Source organism: Mesorhizobium sp. M2C.T.Ca.TU.002.02.1.1, assembly GCF_003997225.1.
In genome coordinates this window covers 1-3046 of the sequence record NZ_RZTO01000745.1, presented here as the reverse complement: position 1 = coordinate 3046, position 3046 = coordinate 1, and the positions used below count along the sequence as shown (strand labels likewise).

4 protein-coding genes are annotated in these 3046 nt (G+C 63.2%); 2 read left to right on the top strand and 2 right to left on the bottom strand.

Annotated features, from left to right (window positions below; all coding sequences use genetic code 11):
- Together EOD07_RS28675 and EOD07_RS28670 are read left to right on the top strand one after the other, a co-directional pair.
- The coding region (locus tag EOD07_RS28675; protein WP_164772624.1) for a sensor histidine kinase at positions 1-577 on the top strand (577 nt) is incomplete at its 5' end.
- Positions 574-1218 (top strand): response regulator transcription factor, encoded by a 645-nt coding sequence (locus tag EOD07_RS28670; protein ID WP_040980295.1) that lies wholly within the window; start codon positions 574-576, stop codon positions 1216-1218. The genes EOD07_RS28675 and EOD07_RS28670, both read left to right, overlap by 4 nt.
- 145 nt (positions 1219-1363) lie before the next feature.
- On the opposite strand, the gene EOD07_RS28665 is transcribed toward EOD07_RS28670, so the two are convergent.
- Complete coding sequence (locus EOD07_RS28665; RefSeq protein ID WP_127237755.1) at positions 1364-1915, bottom strand: hypothetical protein; 552 nt, start codon at positions 1913-1915, stop codon at positions 1364-1366.
- 370 nt (positions 1916-2285) lie between these two features.
- Positions 2286-2951, bottom strand: coding sequence for a hypothetical protein (locus EOD07_RS28660; protein WP_206519584.1), 666 nt, complete (start codon positions 2949-2951; stop codon positions 2286-2288).
- Positions 2952-3046 lie beyond the last annotated feature (95 nt).

Here is a 3046-nt window from a genome sequence, read left to right as displayed (position 1 = left end):
CCTGCATGACGGGCCGGCGCAACTGGTGGCGCTCGCCGCGCTCAGGATGGACAGCCCGGCGCTGGTCGATCCGACCACATCGAGCACGCTGCGCGAGGCCGAGATCGCCGGCATCCACAAGACGCTCGGCGAAGCGATGCGCGAGATACGCGGCATCTGCAACGGGCTGGTGCTGCCGCAAATCGAGACACAGGCCATCGCCGACATCTTGCGGCTCGCGGTGGCCGAGCACGAGCGGCGCACCGACACCAAAGTGTTGCTAACCCTGCCGGAGCGCTTGCCGGAACTCGGCACCTCGGAAAAGATCAGCATCTATCGCTTCGTGCAGGAAGGCCTGAACAACGCCTTCCGGCACGGCAAGGGCAAGGGCCAGCAAGTCAGGGCCACGACGAAAGGCGGCAAGCTTCTCGTCGAGGTTGCGGACACCGGCCCGGGCTTCGATCCGGCCCGAAGCGAGGGCCTTGGGCTTGCCGGCCTCAGGGAGCGTATCGAAAGCATAGGCGGACAGTTCGAAACGCTGACCGGCCCGGGAGGAACAAGACTGGTGATCACCTTGTCTGTCGAGGAGCAACCGTGAGCACGTCCATCCGCATCGCAATAGTCGACGACCATCCCCTGTTTCGCGAGGGCGTGGCGCGCAGCCTCGGCGAAATAGGCGGCTTCGAACTCGTGGGCGAAGGCGCCAGCGCCGAGGACGCCGAAAGGCTGGCGCGCACCAGCACGCCCGATATCCTCCTGCTCGACATCAGCATGCCGGGCGGCGGTCTCAATGCGCTCGCCGGCATCCTTTCAACGATGCCCGAGCAGAAGATCGTCATGCTCACCGTGTCGGAGACCAATGCCGACGTGGCCCAGGCGCTGAAGGCCGGCGCGCGCGGCTATGTGCTGAAAGGCGTCGGCTCCAAGGCGCTGGCCGAGATCCTGCGCGACGTCGCCAACGGCCAGAGCTACGTATCGCCGAGCCTCTCGGCGAGGCTGCTTTCCGACCTTCTGCAGCCCACCGGCAGCAAGCCCGATCCGCTCAGCCAGCTCACCGGCCGCGAGGCCGAAATCCTGAAACTGGTCGCGGAGGGGTTGAGCAACAAGGAGGTCGCCGCCCGACTGTCGCTGCAGGAGAAGACGGTCAAGCATCACATGACCAGGGTGCTCGCCAAGCTCAATGTGCGCAACCGCACCGAGGCGGCGCTGCTGATGCATGAGGCGAGGGAAAGGAACTGAGGGACGAGGACCGATCCCTCCTCTTTCTTCAATTCTTCAATTCTTCAATTCCCCAGTTCCCCCTCCCCCAACGCAATCACCCCCGCCTCGATGGGCGGGGGTGATATGCGAGGGGACGGGAGAAGGGGTAGCTTCTCCGGACCTCTCACAGGCTCAGCAGACGATCCAAGTCCTCCTCCGTCGCCTGCCGCTCGATGATGGTGCGGCCTTGCGCGTCCATCATCTCGAAACGGCCGTTCTCGACCTGCTCCTTCATGCCGTTGCGATGAATGACGGTGACCTTGTCACCGTCGATGGAGAGCGTGTCGCCGGTTGCGGCGTTGGTGTAGCTGTTCTTGCCGCCGGGATTGGTGTTGCCCTTGCCGCTGTTGTTGCCCGGCCCGGCATTGGGATTGCCGCCGCCGGCATTGCTGTTGCCGTTGTTGCCTTGGCCATTGCTGTTGCCGTTGTTGCCGCCGTTGCCGGAATTCGAGCCGCCGGCCGAACCGGAATTCGAGCCGCCGGCGGAACCCGAACTGCCGCCGCTGCCATTGCCGCCGTTCCCGCCTCCGTTGCCATTGCCGTTACCGGCATAGGCGGCGGATGCGAGCTTGGTCATGTAGCCCGGCTTCACCAGACAGGGCGCGACGACAATCGACAGCGCGGCAACGACGCACAGCACAAGGTGGGCAGGCCTTTTGCAGGCTGGTTGATGCATTCGGTCCTTTCCTGCGGGTCCGTCTCGGCATTGCCGAAGTTCCGCTCACGGGAAAGGCGCAACGGAACCAGTGTCTTGACCGGCAAGGATTCACATTCCGGCAAAAGACGAAAGCGGCCCACGACCCATGCCCCGACCGGTCGGACCATTTCCACCGGCATGACTGACCAATGTCGCAGGCGGCGGACATCGGCGAGCTGGAAAAAATTACCCCCGCACGGAGGCGGGGGTAAGGTGAGTAGCCAAGTTCTACCGCAAGACGATCAGGACCGCAGAGACGAAGCAAAAGGTGGCAACCTGATTTTGCAGCGCTGACCTCCGGTCCCTTAAGATCTAATCCCGATAAAACCTCGCTCTCACAAACTCTATCTCACAAACTCTTCAGGCGATTGAGATCGGCCATGGTGGCCTTGCGGTCGACGATGGTGCGTCCGTATTTGTCTTCCATCCTGAACCGGCCGTTCTCGATCTTCTCCTTCATTCCATTGCGGTGCGTGACCTGGATTTTGGTGCGGGTGGCCTCAACCTTGTCGCCCGTCAGGGCGTTCACATGATCATCGACATCGGCGGTGCTTGCGGCGCTGGCGCTGCTGTTCTTACCGCTGTTGCCGTTTCCGTTGTTGCTGCCGTTGTTTCCGTTTCCGTTGTTGCCGCCGCTGTTTCCGTTTCCGTTGTTGCCGCCGCTGTTACCGTTTCCGCTGTTGCCGCCGCTGTTGCCGTTTCCGTTGTTTCCGCCATTGCCGGAATTCGAGCCGCCGGCCGAACCGGAATTGGAGCCACCTGCAGAGCCGGAATTGCCGCTATTCCCGCCTCCGTTGCCGTTCCCGCTGTTACCGCCCCCGTTACCGTTTCCACCACCCTTGCCGCCGCCGCCGCCGTTTCCACCGCCACCGTTTCCACCGCCACCGCCGCCTTTGCCGGCATAGGCCTTGGTCACGACCGGACCATCGAGGGAGAGACTGAAAGGCGCGACAACAAGCGCCAACACAGTCAGCGCTCGCAAGACCAGCCTGCAGCCCCTGCGCTTTACGCGCATTCCGCTCTCCCCATGCCAGCCCTTCAGCCCGTCGGCCGAGCTACCCCACCGGCAATGTCGCAGCATAAGCATCCCCAATCAGCAGGTCATAAGGA